The 13290-nt window shown below is 63.0% G+C and carries 13 protein-coding genes; 8 read left to right on the forward strand and 5 right to left on the reverse strand.

The window, feature by feature from the left end:
- Positions 1–125: 125 nt before the first annotated feature.
- Both cheR and WF331_RS00930 read right to left on the reverse strand, forming a co-directional pair.
- Positions 126–953 carry a protein-glutamate O-methyltransferase CheR gene (gene cheR, locus WF331_RS00925; RefSeq protein ID WP_016498516.1) on the reverse strand — a complete coding sequence of 276 codons (828 nt, stop codon included), beginning with the start codon at positions 951–953 and terminating at the stop codon, positions 126–128.
- Between the two features lie 49 nt (positions 954–1002).
- Positions 1003–1932 carry a chemotaxis protein CheV gene (locus WF331_RS00930; protein ID WP_016498515.1) on the reverse strand — a complete coding sequence of 310 codons (930 nt, stop codon included), beginning with the start codon at positions 1930–1932 and terminating at the stop codon, positions 1003–1005.
- Positions 1933–2009: 77 nt separating this feature from the next.
- Here WF331_RS00930 and flgA point away from each other — a divergent pair, with 77 nt between their 5' ends.
- The 4 genes from flgA (at position 2010) to WF331_RS00950 (ending at position 4579) form a co-directional block, all read left to right on the forward strand.
- Positions 2010–2762: a flagellar basal body P-ring formation chaperone FlgA gene (flgA, locus tag WF331_RS00935; RefSeq protein WP_041167646.1), complete on the forward strand. Its 753-nt coding sequence runs from the start codon at positions 2010–2012 to the stop codon at positions 2760–2762.
- Positions 2763–2924: 162 nt separating this feature from the next.
- Positions 2925–3239 carry a flagellar biosynthesis anti-sigma factor FlgM gene (flgM, locus tag WF331_RS00940; RefSeq protein ID WP_016498513.1) on the forward strand — a complete coding sequence of 105 codons (315 nt, stop codon included), beginning with the start codon at positions 2925–2927 and terminating at the stop codon, positions 3237–3239.
- A gap of 49 nt (positions 3240–3288) precedes the next feature.
- Positions 3289–3756, forward strand: coding sequence for a flagella synthesis protein FlgN (locus tag WF331_RS00945; protein ID WP_019471387.1), 468 nt, complete (start codon positions 3289–3291; stop codon positions 3754–3756).
- Positions 3757–3835: 79 nt separating this feature from the next.
- Complete coding sequence (locus tag WF331_RS00950) at positions 3836–4579, forward strand: flagellar brake protein (protein WP_016498511.1); 744 nt, start codon at positions 3836–3838, stop codon at positions 4577–4579.
- Between the two features lie 168 nt (positions 4580–4747).
- Here the strand turns inward: WF331_RS00950 and WF331_RS00955 are convergent, their stop codons facing one another.
- The 3 genes from WF331_RS00955 to bkdR form a co-directional block, all read right to left on the reverse strand.
- The gene (locus WF331_RS00955) at positions 4748–6088 is read right to left on the reverse strand and encodes an MFS transporter (RefSeq protein WP_016498510.1); all 1341 of its coding nucleotides are present in this window, start codon (positions 6086–6088) and stop codon (positions 4748–4750) included.
- Between the two features lie 128 nt (positions 6089–6216).
- Positions 6217–7458, reverse strand: coding sequence for a glutamine synthetase family protein (locus WF331_RS00960; protein WP_340622610.1), 1242 nt, complete (start codon positions 7456–7458; stop codon positions 6217–6219).
- Between the two features lie 197 nt (positions 7459–7655).
- Complete coding sequence (gene bkdR / locus WF331_RS00965; protein WP_012273540.1) at positions 7656–8141, reverse strand: Bkd operon transcriptional regulator BkdR; 486 nt, start codon at positions 8139–8141, stop codon at positions 7656–7658.
- A gap of 198 nt (positions 8142–8339) precedes the next feature.
- Between bkdR and WF331_RS00970 the strand changes: the two genes are divergently transcribed.
- Genes WF331_RS00970 through lpdA form a run of 4 tightly spaced genes read left to right on the forward strand, consistent with a single transcriptional unit; the run spans position 8340 to position 13286 of the window.
- Positions 8340–9572, forward strand: a complete 1233-nt coding sequence (locus WF331_RS00970; protein ID WP_016498508.1) for a 3-methyl-2-oxobutanoate dehydrogenase (2-methylpropanoyl-transferring) subunit alpha — start codon at positions 8340–8342, stop codon at positions 9570–9572.
- A 1-nt stretch (position 9573) separates the two neighbouring features.
- The gene (locus WF331_RS00975) at positions 9574–10632 is read left to right on the forward strand and encodes an alpha-ketoacid dehydrogenase subunit beta (RefSeq protein WP_016488476.1); all 1059 of its coding nucleotides are present in this window, start codon (positions 9574–9576) and stop codon (positions 10630–10632) included.
- Complete coding sequence (locus WF331_RS00980) at positions 10633–11904, forward strand: dihydrolipoamide acetyltransferase family protein (protein ID WP_016498506.1); 1272 nt, start codon at positions 10633–10635, stop codon at positions 11902–11904. It begins immediately after the preceding gene.
- 2 nt (positions 11905–11906) lie between these two features.
- Complete coding sequence (lpdA, locus tag WF331_RS00985; protein ID WP_084967278.1) at positions 11907–13286, forward strand: dihydrolipoyl dehydrogenase; 1380 nt, start codon at positions 11907–11909, stop codon at positions 13284–13286.
- Positions 13287–13290: the final 4 nt, after the last annotated feature.

Genomic DNA, 13290 nt, shown 5'->3' on the forward strand with positions numbered 1-13290 from the left:
CCCGCTCCCACAAGGACCTGTGCAAGACCCGAGGGCGGCACCGAACCTGTGGGAGCGGGTTTACCCGCGAAGAGGCCGGCACATACAGCAAAAAGGCCGGCAGTTTTCGCTGCCGGCCTTCTTGATTACTTGGCCTGGTAGATGATCCCCGGGCTGCACTGGACCATCTGGTAATGGTCCGGCAACCCGTTCAGCGCCTCCGAGGCGCCAAGGAACAGGTAGCCACCAGGCTTCAGTGTGCTGTGAATGCGCAGCAGGATGTCGCGCTTCACCTGTGCCGAGAAGTAGATCAGCACGTTGCGGCAGAACACGATGTCGAACTTGCCCAGGCTGGCATAGCTGTCAAGCAGGTTGAACGAGCGGAACTCGACGCGACTGCGAATCGCCGGCTTGACCGCCCAGCGCCCCGCCCCCTTGGGGTCGAAGTAGCGTTGCAGGCGTTCCTGGGACAAGCCGCGGGCAATGGCCAGGCTGTCGTACTCACCGGTCTTGCAGTTGGTGAGCATGGTGCCGGACAGGTCGGTGGCAACGATCTGCGCCCCCATCTTCAACTGGCCAAGGTTGCTGCGCTCGAACTCGTCGATGGCCATCGAAATGGAATACGGCTCCTGCCCCGACGAACAGGCCGCCGACCACATGCGCAGGCGCTGGCCGGGGTTGTTGCGGATGAACTCGGGGATCACCTTGTTCTTCAGCACTTCGAACGGGTAGGTATCGCGAAACCACAGGGTCTCGTTGGTGGTCATGGCATCGACCACCTGCTCGCGCAAACCACTGCGCGGCTGGGCCTGGATGCGCTGCACCAGCTCGCCCAGGCTCTTGATGCCCTGTTGTTCCATCAGCTTGTTGAGACGGCTGGAAACCAGGTACTGCTTATTTTCGCCCAGCAGGATGCCACAGGCTTTCTCCAGGAATACCCGGAACTGTTCGAAATCCAAATTACCCGTAGACACTACTGCCGCCTCTTTTCAATCACTGGTGCCGGGGCTTGCCCCGGCTGCTTCAATGCGCTGCCTTGATCCGGTCGACCACCCGCTGGGCCAGGTCGTCCGGCTTGAACTTGGCCAGGAAGTCATCGGCGCCGACCTTCTTGACCATTGCCTGGTTGAACACCCCGGAAAGCGAAGTATGCAGGCAGATGTGCAATTTTTGCATGCGCGGGTCGCTGCGGATCTCAGCCGTTAGCGTATAGCCGTCCATTTCCGGCATTTCAATGTCCGAGATCATCATAAGGAACTCTTCTTCCGGCTTTTTGCCCTCATCCACCAGCTGACGCAGGTAGTTCAGGGCCTGACGACCATCATTGAGTGCCACGACTTCCACCCCCACGGTCTGCAGGCAGCGGCTGACCTGTTTGCGCGCCACCGACGAATCATCGACGGTCAGCACCCGCATCAGCACGGCCTTGTCCTGCACCTCGGCATCGATCACCCCGGCCGACACCGATTCGGACGACGGCGAAACCTCGGCCAGCACCTTCTCCACGTCGATGATTTCGACCATGCGGTTGTCCACCCGGGTGACTGCGGTCAGGTAGTGGTCACGGCCGGTGCCCTTGGGTGGCGGATGGATCTCTTCCCAGTTCATGTTGACGATGCGCTCCACCGAGTGCACCAGGAAGCCCTGGGTCTTGGTGTTGTACTCGGTGATGATCACGAAGCTGTTGCGTGTTTCTTCCTGCAGCGGCCGCAACCCGGTGGCCATCGACAAGTCGAGGATCGGGATGGTCGCCCCGCGGATGTTGGCAACGCCACGCACCACAGGGTGCGCCTTGGGCAGCAGGGTCAGCGCAGGGCATTGCAGCACTTCCCTGACCTTGAACACGTTGATGCCATAAAGCTGTTCGCCATTGAGGCGGAACAGCAGCAATTCCAGGCGATTCTGACCCACCAGCTGCGTGCGCTGGTTGACCGAATCCATAACACCCGCCATGCCAGACTCCTTAATCTTTCAGCCTTTCGTTGCAACTCAAGTTACGAGTCGGCACGGGCTTTGCTTTTTTGAGCGTCATGCATACGAAAACGACATTTTTCCGACGATTGACGCGCCTGCTGACTGGCTCGCTGGCCACGCTGTGCCTGCTGGCGCCCGGCGTTCGCACGGTAGCGGACGCGCTTACCTTGCCTGAACAGCTTATCGGTGTCACCCAAGGGTTTCTTGAATTCACGGTAGAAGATTACCTGGCCACCACCCAGACCCCCGGCCGCTATGAAATCCAGGTGAACCCGCTGGACCCACGCCTGCGCATGCCATTGTGCAGCCAGCAGCTGGACGCCTCGCTGGAAAGCCCTTCCCTGCCACTTGGCCGGGTGACGGTACGGGTGCGCTGCGACAGTGCGGCCCCGTGGACGGTGTTTGTTCCGGCCACGGTACGGCTGTTCCGCGACGTGGTGGTGGTCACCCGCCCACTCAAGCGCGATAACACGGTGGGCGAAGGCGACGTGGCCCTGCGCGAGCGCGATGTCGGCACCCTTGGCCAGGGTTTTCTGACCGAACTGGACCAGGCGGTGGGCATGAAGATGCTGCGCCCCACGGTGATCGACCAGGTGCTCACCCCGCAGCATCTGGAGCAGGCCGAGGTGGTGCGCAAGGGCGACCAGGTGGTGATCATCGCCCGCAGCGGCAGCCTCAGCGTGCGCATGCCGGGCGAGGCCCTGAGCAAGGGCGGCCTGAGCGAACAGATACGGGTACGCAACCTGAATTCCAAACGGGTGGTCAAGGCCCGGGTTACTGGCCCGGGCCAGGTCGAGGTCAGTATGTAGCCAGCCACAGATTGCGCTGGCAGTGAGGAACCGCATTTCCTAAACTGTGTCAGAGAACGGGTTCGCGAGCTTGCTGACAGGCGGCTATGCATTTGTGCCTAAAGTTTCTTTCGGGTTGGCCGAAAACAAGGCAAGCGTCCAAATACCCAGAGGTTCCTGATCATGGTCATCGACTTCAGTCGTTTGAATAACTCTCCGTCCGTCACGGGCGGCGTGCGCGGCAATACCGCGTCCGGCAGCGCCGAAAAACCGGCCGCCAGCCAGGAAGCGGCCACCAGCACCAGCGCCAGCGGAGAAGCGGTACACCTCAGCCAAGAGGCACAGCAGTTGCAGAAGATCAGCGACAAGCTGCGCGACGAGCCAGTCGTCAACAGTGCCCGTGTGGCCCAGTTGAAACAGGCGATCGCCGACGGCAGCTATCAGGTCGATGCCGGCAAGATCGCCAGCAAACTGCTCGATTTCGAAGCCCAGCGCTGACCGTTCGGCGCGCTGACTTCACGGACGCTAGAAAAGCCAAGAGTTAGCCATGCACGACACCACATTGCTGCAACTGATCGAAGATGACATTGCCCCGATGCAGGAACTGCTCGACCTTCTGAATAAAGAAGCGATCGCCCTGCATGGCCGCGACATGCCGCTGCTGGAACAGATTCTGGCGCGCAAGCAGTCGCTGATCATCTTGCTCGAGCAGCATGGCCAGCGCCGCAGCCAGTTGCTCGGCAGCCTGGGCCTGAGTGCCGATCGCACTGGCGTGCAAGCAGTGGCCGCCCAATCGCCCCATGGCGAGGCGATGCTGCAGCGGCTCGACATGCTGTCGAAACTGATGGACGACTGCCAGCAGGTCAACCAGACCAACGGCCGGATCATCCAGGTGCAGCAACACGTCACCAACAACCAGATCAGAATCCTCATGGGCGGCGACTCGCCGTCGCTTTACGACAGCCGCGGCAGCACCTCGCTGCTGGCCAAGCCACGGGCCCTCAGCCAAGTGTGATTTTTCTATCAAGGCACGGAACATACTGGCAAAATGCCGTTACTTGCGTGTGTCGCTTTTGCCTGGAGAACGATAAGCCGTGTTCAATGAAACCGAAGCCCCGCAACCGCCAAAGGTGCTGAACACCCCCTTGGAGATTGCGGCCAACTTGCGGCAACTGCAGGAAAGCCACGACCCCCTGATCATCACGTTCCATGACCGCAGCCAGCGCTTCCAAAGCTACGTGGTGCACGTGGACCGTGAAAGCAACACCCTGGCACTGGACGAGATGATCCCGCGCGACGGTGAAAAATTCATCGAAAACGGCGAGCACTTCCGCGTTGAGGGCTTCCACGATGGCGTGCGCATCGCCTGGGAATGCAACCACGCGCTGAAGATCAGCGAAGTCGACGGCCACCGCTGCTACAGCGGCGCCATGCCTCAAGAGATGACCTACCACCAGCGCCGCAACGCCTTCCGCGCCGCGCTGAAGCTGTCGCAACTGGTCGACATCATCCTCGATGGCACCCACCTGAAGGGTAACGGCGCCCTGCGTGGCAAGCTGCTGGATATCTCGGCCACCGGCTGCAAACTGCGGTTTGAAGGTGATGTAGAAAGCCGCCTGCAACTGGGCCAGGTGTACGAGCGCTTCAAGGCGGGTAACCCGCTGGGCCTGGTGGACACCATGGTCGAACTGCGTCACCTGCACTATGAAGAGCACATCAACACCACCTTCGCTGGCGTGCGCTTCCATAACCTGAGCGGGCAGGCACAGCGCAAGATCGAGAGTTTTGTGTACCAGCTGCAACGCGAGGCGCGGCGGTTCGACAAGGACGATTATTGATCGTCGGCCAAATGCAAAAACGCCACCTATCGAGGTGGCGTTTTCATTTGTGTTCTTCCAGTACCGGCCTCTTCGCGGGCTTGCCCGCTCCCACAGGTAATGCACAGATTTCAGGCACTGTGCGGTACCTGTGGGAGCGGGCAAGCCCGCGAAGAGGCCGGTACAGGCTTACACCGACTTGCTGACCTCCTCCGGTTCAGCTGCTGGTTGCTCAGCCCCTTTATCTTCATCCTCGGTATCTTCCGCCGCCACCGGCGCCTGCATCACGTCCTGCACCGTCTGCTCATCCACCCGAGGGTCCAGCGCTGCCGACAAGGGCGAACCTGCCGCCGGCATCGCCACGTGGCCCAGTGGTGCATCCTGCACCTGGTGCAGACCGGTAACCGCTTTCGGCCGAATGCGCCACACCAGCACCAGGGCGAAGAACACGAAGAACGCATAGAGCATCTGCGGGCCCAGCACTTTCATCAGCACGCCCGCCGCCAATGGCCCGATACACGCGCCCACGCCATAGGTCACCAGCAGCATGGCCGTCAGCGACACCCGCCGCTCGCTTTCCACGTGGTCGTTGGAAAACGCCACCGCCAGCGGGTACAGGCAAAACTGCAGCAACGAAATCAGGAAGCCGATACCGAACAGCATCTCCAGCGGCACACTGGGCAGTATCGCCAATGGCGCAGCCGCCAGCGCCAGCCCTATTGCCACGCTACGGATCAGCACCGCCCGGTCGTAACGGTCAGACAACCAGCCCAGCGGCCACTGCACCAGCAGGCCGGCAAAAATACAGCTACCCATGAACAGACCGATCTGCTCGGTCGCCATCCCCTGGCTTGAGGCGTACAAAGGCGCCAGGCCGTAGAACGAGCCGACGATCAACCCCGAGCCCAATACCGTACTGAGCGACTGCGGCACGCGCTTGATGAAGAACTTCGGCTCCATCGGTGCCGGGCGCAAGGGCGCCGGGTGAATCCGCCGGGTCATTGCCACCGGCACCAGGCACAGGGCAAAGCACATCGCCACCAGCATCAGCAGCTCCGGGCCAAGCTCAGGGTGCACCACAAGGATCAACTGGCCGAGCACCAGCCCCAGGTACGAGGCGATCATGTAGCCGCTGAACACCGCCCCGCGGTGTTTCACATCGGCCTGCTCGTTGAGCCAGCTCTCGATGACCATGTACTGGCACATCATGCCCAGGCCGACGATCATCCGCAGCCCGACCCAGGCCGGTAGCCAATTGGTCAGCCCATGCCCCAGCACCGCCGCACCGACGATACCGGCGCAAGTGGCATAGGCGCGAATGTGCCCGACCCGGCCAATCAGCCGGTGGCCGACCTTGCCGCCGACAGCCAGGCCAAAGTAGTTGGCCGCCATCAACGCACCCACCCACAGGCTGTCGACATGGTCGGCCGCCAGGCGCAGGGCCAGGTAGGTACTGAGCAGGCCCGAACCGATCAACATCATCAGCGCGGCGAAATACAACGACTGAAACGGCTTCCATACATTTCGCATACGTACCGAGAAGCTCCCTGGTCAGGTGGCGGTAGGTGCTAGCAGCATAAGGGCAAATGCCGGTCAGTGCAGGCCCCCGCCAGCAAAATGCCGTGGCGGGGACGTGTCCGGTGCAGGTCGTGTCGCGATCAGGCCTGTGCCGCCAGCACCCGGCGCTCCCACGGGGTGATCTCGTCGAAGAAATCAGTCAGCTCCAGGGTCTTGCTGGCGATGTAGCCTTCGATGAACTCGCTGCCGAACAGTTCCCGTGCCAGCGCACTGCGCTTGAGCCGTTCGAGGGCGGCATGCAGGGTACACGGCAGGCTCAGGTGCTCGGGCACTTCAAACTCGCCCTGAATGGCCGGCGCAGGTTGCAGGCGCTGCTCGATACCGTGCAGCCCGGCAGCCAGGCTGGCGGCGATGGCCAGGTATGGGTTGGTGTCGGCACCGGGCAAACGGTTTTCGACCCGCCGCGCTGCCGGCGCACTGGCCGGAATGCGCAGGCCAGCGGCGCGGTTGTCCTCAGACCAGCAGGCATTGTTTGGCGAGGCATAGGGGTGGCACAGGCGCTGATAGGAATTGACGTTGGGCGCGAACAGCGCGGTGAAGTCGGCCATGCACGCCTGCAGGCCGCCGATGAAATGGTAGAAGGTGTGGGTCGGCTGGCCCTGCTCGTCGCTGAACACGTTACGCCCGCTGCCGGCTTCGACCAGGCTCTGGTGAATATGCATGGAGCTGCCGGGCGTGCGCGCCAGCGGCTTGGCCATGCACACCACGGTCAGCCCATGCTTGAGCGCCACTTCCTTGAGCAGGTGCTTGAACAGGAAGGTCTGGTCAGCCAGCACCAGCGGGTCGCCGTGCAGCAGGTTGATCTCGAACTGGCTGACGCCCATTTCGTGCATGAACGTGTCGCGCGGCAGGCCGAGCGCGGCCATGCAGTGGTACACCTCTTTGAAGAACGGGCGCAGGCCATTGTTGGAACTGACACTGAACGCCGAATGGCCGAGCTCGCGACGGCCATCGCTGCCTACGGGTGGCTGGAACGGCTGCTGCGGGTCGCTGTTGGGGGCAAAAACAAAGAATTCGAGTTCGGTCGCCACCACGGGCGCCAGCCCCAGGGCCGCGTAGCGGGCGATGACCGCCTTGAGCTGGCCACGGGTGGACAGTGCCGAGGGCCGGCCATCCAGTTCAATGGCATCGCAGATGGCCAGGGCGCGACCGTCGTTGCTCCAGGGCAGGCGATGGACCTGGCTGGGTTCGGCCACCAGCGCCAGGTCGCCGTCGTCGCTGCCGTAGAATTTCGCCGGCGGGTAGCCGCCCATGATGCATTGCAGCAACACCCCCCGGGCCATCTGCAGGCGGCGGCCTTCCAGAAAGCCTTCGGCGGTCATCACCTTGCCGCGCGGGACGCCGTTGAGGTCGGGGGTGACGCATTCGATTTCATCGATGCCCTGAAGCGGAGCGGTGCTCATGACGCTTGTCCTTGTTGTTGTACGCTGACAACAACATAGGCTGGGGGTGTTTAAAATATCAAGCACCTACGAGGCACCCCGGGATCCGTAGGGTCAGCGCAAGTCTCGACGATGGGCTACTCGCGCAAGGTCATGCCATTGGCCGGCAGTGGCAAGGCCGTCTTGTACCGCACCTGCTTCAAGGCAAAACTCGAGCGAATATTGGCCACCCCCGGCAACCGCGTCAGGTAGTCAAGAAACCGCTCCAGCGCCTGGATGCTCGGCAGCAGTACCCGCAACAGGTAATCCGGGTCCCCGGTCATCAGGTAGCACTCCATCACCTCGGGCCGTTCGGCAATTTCTTCCTCGAAACGGTGCAGCGACTGCTCCACCTGCTTTTCCAGGCTGACATGGATGAACACGTTTACATCCAACCCCAGCGCCTCGGGTGATAACAAGGTCACCTGCTGGCGGATTACCCCCAGTTCCTCCATGGCCCGCACCCGGTTGAAACAGGGCGTGGGCGACAGGTTGACCGAGCGTGCCAGCTCGGCGTTGGTGATGCGGGCGTTTTCCTGCAGGCTGTTGAGAATGCCGATATCGGTACGATCGAGTTTGCGCATGAGACAAAATCACCGGTTTTTTGTGTTTATGCGGAATGTTTATCTGCACCGCTCGGCAAAGGCAATCAACTTGAGAGAAAAATTCTCCTGCCGGGCCACTAAGATGTAGATGACGCTGACCTACCAGTCACAAGCCGGTATTCAGCGGCGGCCGCTTCAGAGCTCACAAAAACAAATACCCGAGCGAGCGTAAAAAGCATGAACGAGTACGCCCCCCTGCGTTTGCATGTGCCCGAGCCCACCGGCCGGCCAGGCTGCCAGACCGATTTTTCCTACCTGCGCCTCAACGATGCAGGTCAAGCCCGTAAACCCCCTGTGGATGTCGATGCTGCCGACACCGCCGACCTGTCCTACAGCCTGGTCCGCGTGCTCGACGAGCAAGGCGACGCCCAAGGCCCGTGGGCTGAAGACATTGACCCGCAAATCCTCCGCCAAGGCATGCGCGCCATGCTCAAGACGCGGATCTTCGACAGCCGCATGGTGGTTGCCCAGCGCCAGAAGAAGATGTCCTTCTACATGCAGAGCCTGGGCGAAGAAGCCATCGGCAGCGGCCAGGCGCTGGCGCTGAACCGCACCGACATGTGCTTCCCGACCTACCGCCAGCAAAGCATCCTGATGGCCCGCGACGTGTCGCTGGTAGAGATGATCTGCCAGTTGCTGTCCAACGAGCGCGACCCGCTCAAAGGCCGCCAGCTGCCGATCATGTATTCGGTACGCGAGGCCGGCTTCTTCACCATCAGTGGCAACCTGGCGACCCAGTTCGTGCAGGCAGTCGGCTGGGCCATGGCGTCGGCAATCAAGGGCGACACCAAGATTGCTTCGGCGTGGATCGGTGACGGCGCCACCGCCGAGTCGGACTTCCACACAGCCCTGACCTTTGCCCACGTTTACCGCGCCCCGGTGATCCTCAATGTGGTCAACAACCAGTGGGCGATTTCTACCTTCCAGGCCATTGCCGGTGGCGAGTCGACCACCTTCGCCGGCCGTGGCGTGGGCTGCGGCATTGCCTCGCTGCGGGTTGACGGCAACGACTTCGTCGCCGTGTACGCCGCCTCGCGCTGGGCCGCCGAACGCGCCCGCCGCGGCCTGGGCCCTAGCCTGATCGAGTGGGTCACCTACCGCGCCGGCCCGCACTCGACCTCGGACGACCCGTCCAAGTACCGCCCCGCCGATGACTGGAGCCACTTCCCGCTGGGCGACCCGATCGTCCGCCTGAAGCAGCACCTGATCAAGATCGGCCACTGGTCCGAGGAAGAACACCAGGCCACCACGGCCGAGTTCGAGGCTGCTGTGATTGCCGCGCAGAAAGAAGCCGAGCAGTACGGCACCCTGGCCAACGGTCACATCCCGAGCGCCGCCTCGATGTTCGAGGACGTGTACAAGGAAATGCCCGACCACCTGCGCCGTCAACGCCAGGAACTGGGGGTTTGAGATGAACGATCACAACAACAGCATCAACCCGGAAACCGCCATGGCCACCACTACCATGACCATGATCCAGGCCCTGCGCTCGGCCATGGATGTCATGCTTGAGCGCGACGACAATGTGGTTGTCTACGGCCAGGACGTCGGCTACTTCGGCGGCGTGTTCCGCTGCACCGAAGGCCTGCAGAACAAGTACGGCAAATCCCGCGTGTTCGACGCGCCAATCTCCGAAAGCGGCATCGTCGGTACCGCCGTGGGCATGGGCGCCTACGGCCTGCGCCCGGTGGTGGAGATCCAGTTCGCCGACTACTTCTACCCCGCCTCCGACCAGATCGTCTCGGAAATGGCGCGCCTGCGTTACCGTTCGGCCGGCGAGTTCATCGCCCCGCTGACCCTGCGCATGCCGTGCGGCGGTGGCATCTATGGCGGCCAGACGCACAGCCAGAGCCCGGAAGCGATGTTCACCCAGGTGTGCGGCCTGCGCACCGTCATGCCGTCCAACCCGTACGACGCCAAAGGCCTGCTGATTGCCTCGATCGAATGCGACGATCCGGTGATCTTCCTGGAGCCCAAGCGCCTGTACAACGGCCCGTTCGACGGCCACCACGACCGCCCGGTAACGCCGTGGTCGAAGCACCCGCACAGCGCCGTGCCCGACGGTTACTACACCGTGCCGCTGGACAAGGCCGCCATTACCCGCCCCGGCAATGACGTGACCGTGCTCACCTACGGCACCACGGTGTACGTGGCCCAGGTGGCCGCCGAAGAAAGCGGCGTCGATGCCGAAGTGATCGACCTGCGCAGCCTGTGGCCGCTGGACCTGGACACCATCGTCGAGTCGGTGAAAAAGACCGGCCGCTGCGTGGTGGTGCATGAAGCCACCCGTACCTGCGGCTTCGGTGCCGAACTGGTGTCGCTGGTGCAGGAGCACTGCTTCCACCACCTGGAGGCGCCGATCGAGCGCGTCACCGGCTGGGACACCCCCTACCCTCACGCGCAGGAATGGGCGTATTTCCCAGGGCCTTCGCGGGTAGGTGCGGCATTGAAAAAGGTCATGGAGGTCTGAATGGGCACGCACGTCATCAAGATGCCGGACATTGGCGAAGGCATCGCGCAGGTCGAGTTGGTGGAATGGTTCGTCAAAGTCGGCGACATGATCGCCGAGGACCAGGTGGTGGCCGACGTCATGACCGACAAGGCTACCGTGGAAATCCCTTCGCCGGTCAGCGGCAAGGTGCTGGCCCTGGGTGGCCAGCCAGGTGAAGTGATGGCGGTCGGCAGCGAGCTGATCCGCATCGAAGTGGAAGGCAGCGGCAACCATGTGGATGTGCCTCAGGCCAAACAGGTAGAAACGCCCGCCGCCCCTGTGGCAGAGAAGCCAGAACCGCAGAAAGACGTAAAACCCGTTGCGTACCAGGCACCCGCCAACCACGAGGCTGCGCCCATCGTGCCGCGCCAGCCGGGCGACAAGCCGCTGGCCTCACCGGCGGTGCGCAAGCGTGCGCTGGATACCGGCATCGAACTGCGCTATGTGCACGGCAGCGGCCCGGCCGGGCGCATCCTGCACGAAGACCTCGACGCCTTCATGAGCAAGCCGCAGAGCGCCGCCGGGCAAGCCCCCAATGGCTATGCCAAGCGCAGCGACAGCGAGCAGGTGCCGGTGATCGGCCTGCGCCGCAAGATCGCCCAGCGCATGCAGGACGCCAAGCGCCGGGTCGCGCACTTCAGCTATGTGGAAGAAATCGACGTCACCGCCCTGGAAGCCCTGCGCCAGCAGCTCAACAGCAAGTACGGCGACAGCCGCGGCAAGCTGACGCTGCTGCCGTTCCTGGTGCGTGCACTGGTCGTGGCGCTGCGTGACTTCCCGCAGATCAACGCCACCTATGACGACGAAGCGCAGATCATCACCCGCCATGGCGCGGTGCATGTGGGCATCGCCACCCAGGGTGACAACGGCCTGATGGTGCCCGTGCTGCGCCATGCCGAAGCCGGCAGCCTGTGGGCCAATGCTGGCGAGATTTCCCGCCTGGCCAACGCGGCACGCAGCAACAAGGCCAACCGCGAAGAATTGTCGGGCTCGACCATTACCCTGACCAGCCTGGGCGCCCTCGGTGGCATCGTCAGCACGCCGGTGGTCAACACCCCGGAAGTGGCGATTGTCGGCGTCAACCGCATGGTTGAGCGGCCGGTGGTGATCGACGGCCAGATCGTCGTGCGCAAGATGATGAACCTGTCCAGCTCGTTCGACCACCGCGTGGTTGATGGCATGGACGCCGCGCTGTTCATCCAGGCCGTGCGTGGCCTGCTCGAACAACCTGCCTGCCTGTTCGTGGAGTAAGCATGCAACAGACTATCCAGACTACCCTGTTGATCATCGGCGGCGGCCCTGGCGGCTATGTGGCCGCCATCCGTGCCGGGCAACTGGGCATCCCTACCGTGCTGGTGGAAGGCCAGGCACTGGGCGGTACCTGCCTGAATATCGGCTGCATTCCGTCCAAGGCGCTGATCCATGTGGCCGAGCAGTTCCACCAGACCTCGCGCTTCGCCGGGCCGTCGGAACTGGGCATCAGCGTTGCCTCGCCGCGCCTGGACATCGGCCAGAGCGTGGCCTGGAAGGACGGCATCGTCGACCGCCTGACCACTGGTGTGGCCGCCCTGCTGAAAAAGCACGGGGTCAAGGTGATTCATGGCTGGGCGAAGGTGCTCGACGGCAAGCAGGTCGAAGTTGATGGCCAGCGTATCCAGTGTGAACACCTGTTGCTGGCCACCGGCTCCAGCAGCGTCGAACTGCCGATGCTGCCGCTGGGCGGGCCGGTGATTTCCTCGACCGAAGCCCTGGCGCCGAAAGCCCTGCCGCAGCACCTGGTGGTGGTGGGCGGTGGCTATATCGGCCTGGAACTGGGCATTGCCTACCGCAAGCTGGGCGCGCAAGTAAGCGTGGTGGAAGCGCGTGAGCGCATCCTGCCGACCTACGACAGCGAATTGACTGCCCCGGTGGCCGAGTCGTTGAAAAAGCTGGGCATCGCCCTGCACCTGGGCCACAGCGTCGAAGGTTACGAAAACGGTTGCCTGCTGGCCAACGACGGCAAGGGCGGGCAACTGCGCCTGGAGTCCGACCAGGTGCTGGTGGCCGTCGGCCGCCGGCCGCGCACCAAAGGTTTCAACCTGGAGTGCCTGGACCTGAAAATGAACGGCGCCGCCATTGCCATCGACGCGCGCTGCCAGACCAGCATGCACAACGTCTGGGCCATCGGCGACGTGGCCGGCGAACCGATGCTGGCGCACCGGGCCATGGCCCAGGGCGAAATGGTCGCCGAGATCATCGCTGGCAAGGCGCGCCGCTTCGAGCCTGCCGCGATTGCTGCGGTGTGCTTTACCGACCCAGAAGTGGTGGTCGTCGGTAAAACCCCGGAGCAGGCCAGCCAGCAAGGGTTGGACTGCATCGTCGCGCAGTTCCCGTTTGCCGCCAATGGCCGGGCCATGAGCCTGGAAGCGAAGAGCGGATTCGTGCGCGTGGTGGCACGGCGGGACAACCACCTGATCCTGGGTTGGCAAGCCGTTGGCGTGGCGGTTTCCGAACTGTCCACGGCGTTTGCCCAATCGCTGGAGATGGGCGCCTGCCTGGAGGATGTGGCCGGCACCATCCATGCTCACCCGACGCTGGGTGAGGCGGTACAGGAAGCGGCATTGCGCGCCCTGGGCCACGCCCTGCATATCTGACACT

It is taken from the genome of Pseudomonas sp. YNh (assembly GCF_037993085.1).
GTDB lineage: Bacteria > Pseudomonadota > Gammaproteobacteria > Pseudomonadales > Pseudomonadaceae > Aquipseudomonas > Aquipseudomonas putida.

What these genes read in the sequence shown, in the direction of transcription:
- WF331_RS00930 (WP_016498515.1), bottom strand. Translation starts at nt 1,932, where the DNA reads ATGGCGGGTGTTATGGATTCGGTCAACCAGCGCACGCAGCTGGTGGGT.
- flgA (WP_041167646.1), top strand. Translation starts at nt 2,010, where the DNA reads ATGCATACGAAAACGACATTTTTCCGACGATTGACGCGCCTGCTGACT.
- flgM (WP_016498513.1), top strand. Translation starts at nt 2,925, where the DNA reads ATGGTCATCGACTTCAGTCGTTTGAATAACTCTCCGTCCGTCACGGGC.
- WF331_RS00945 (WP_019471387.1), top strand. Translation starts at nt 3,289, where the DNA reads ATGCACGACACCACATTGCTGCAACTGATCGAAGATGACATTGCCCCG.
- WF331_RS00955 (WP_016498510.1), bottom strand. Translation starts at nt 6,088, where the DNA reads ATGCGAAATGTATGGAAGCCGTTTCAGTCGTTGTATTTCGCCGCGCTG.
- WF331_RS00960 (WP_340622610.1), bottom strand. Translation starts at nt 7,458, where the DNA reads ATGACCGCCGAAGGCTTTCTGGAAGGCCGCCGCCTGCAGATGGCCCGG.
- bkdR (WP_012273540.1), bottom strand. Translation starts at nt 8,141, where the DNA reads ATGCGCAAACTCGATCGTACCGATATCGGCATTCTCAACAGCCTGCAG.
- WF331_RS00970 (WP_016498508.1), top strand. Translation starts at nt 8,340, where the DNA reads ATGAACGAGTACGCCCCCCTGCGTTTGCATGTGCCCGAGCCCACCGGC.
- WF331_RS00975 (WP_016488476.1), top strand. Translation starts at nt 9,574, where the DNA reads ATGAACGATCACAACAACAGCATCAACCCGGAAACCGCCATGGCCACC.
- WF331_RS00980 (WP_016498506.1), top strand. Translation starts at nt 10,633, where the DNA reads ATGGGCACGCACGTCATCAAGATGCCGGACATTGGCGAAGGCATCGCG.
- lpdA (WP_084967278.1), top strand. Translation starts at nt 11,907, where the DNA reads ATGCAACAGACTATCCAGACTACCCTGTTGATCATCGGCGGCGGCCCT.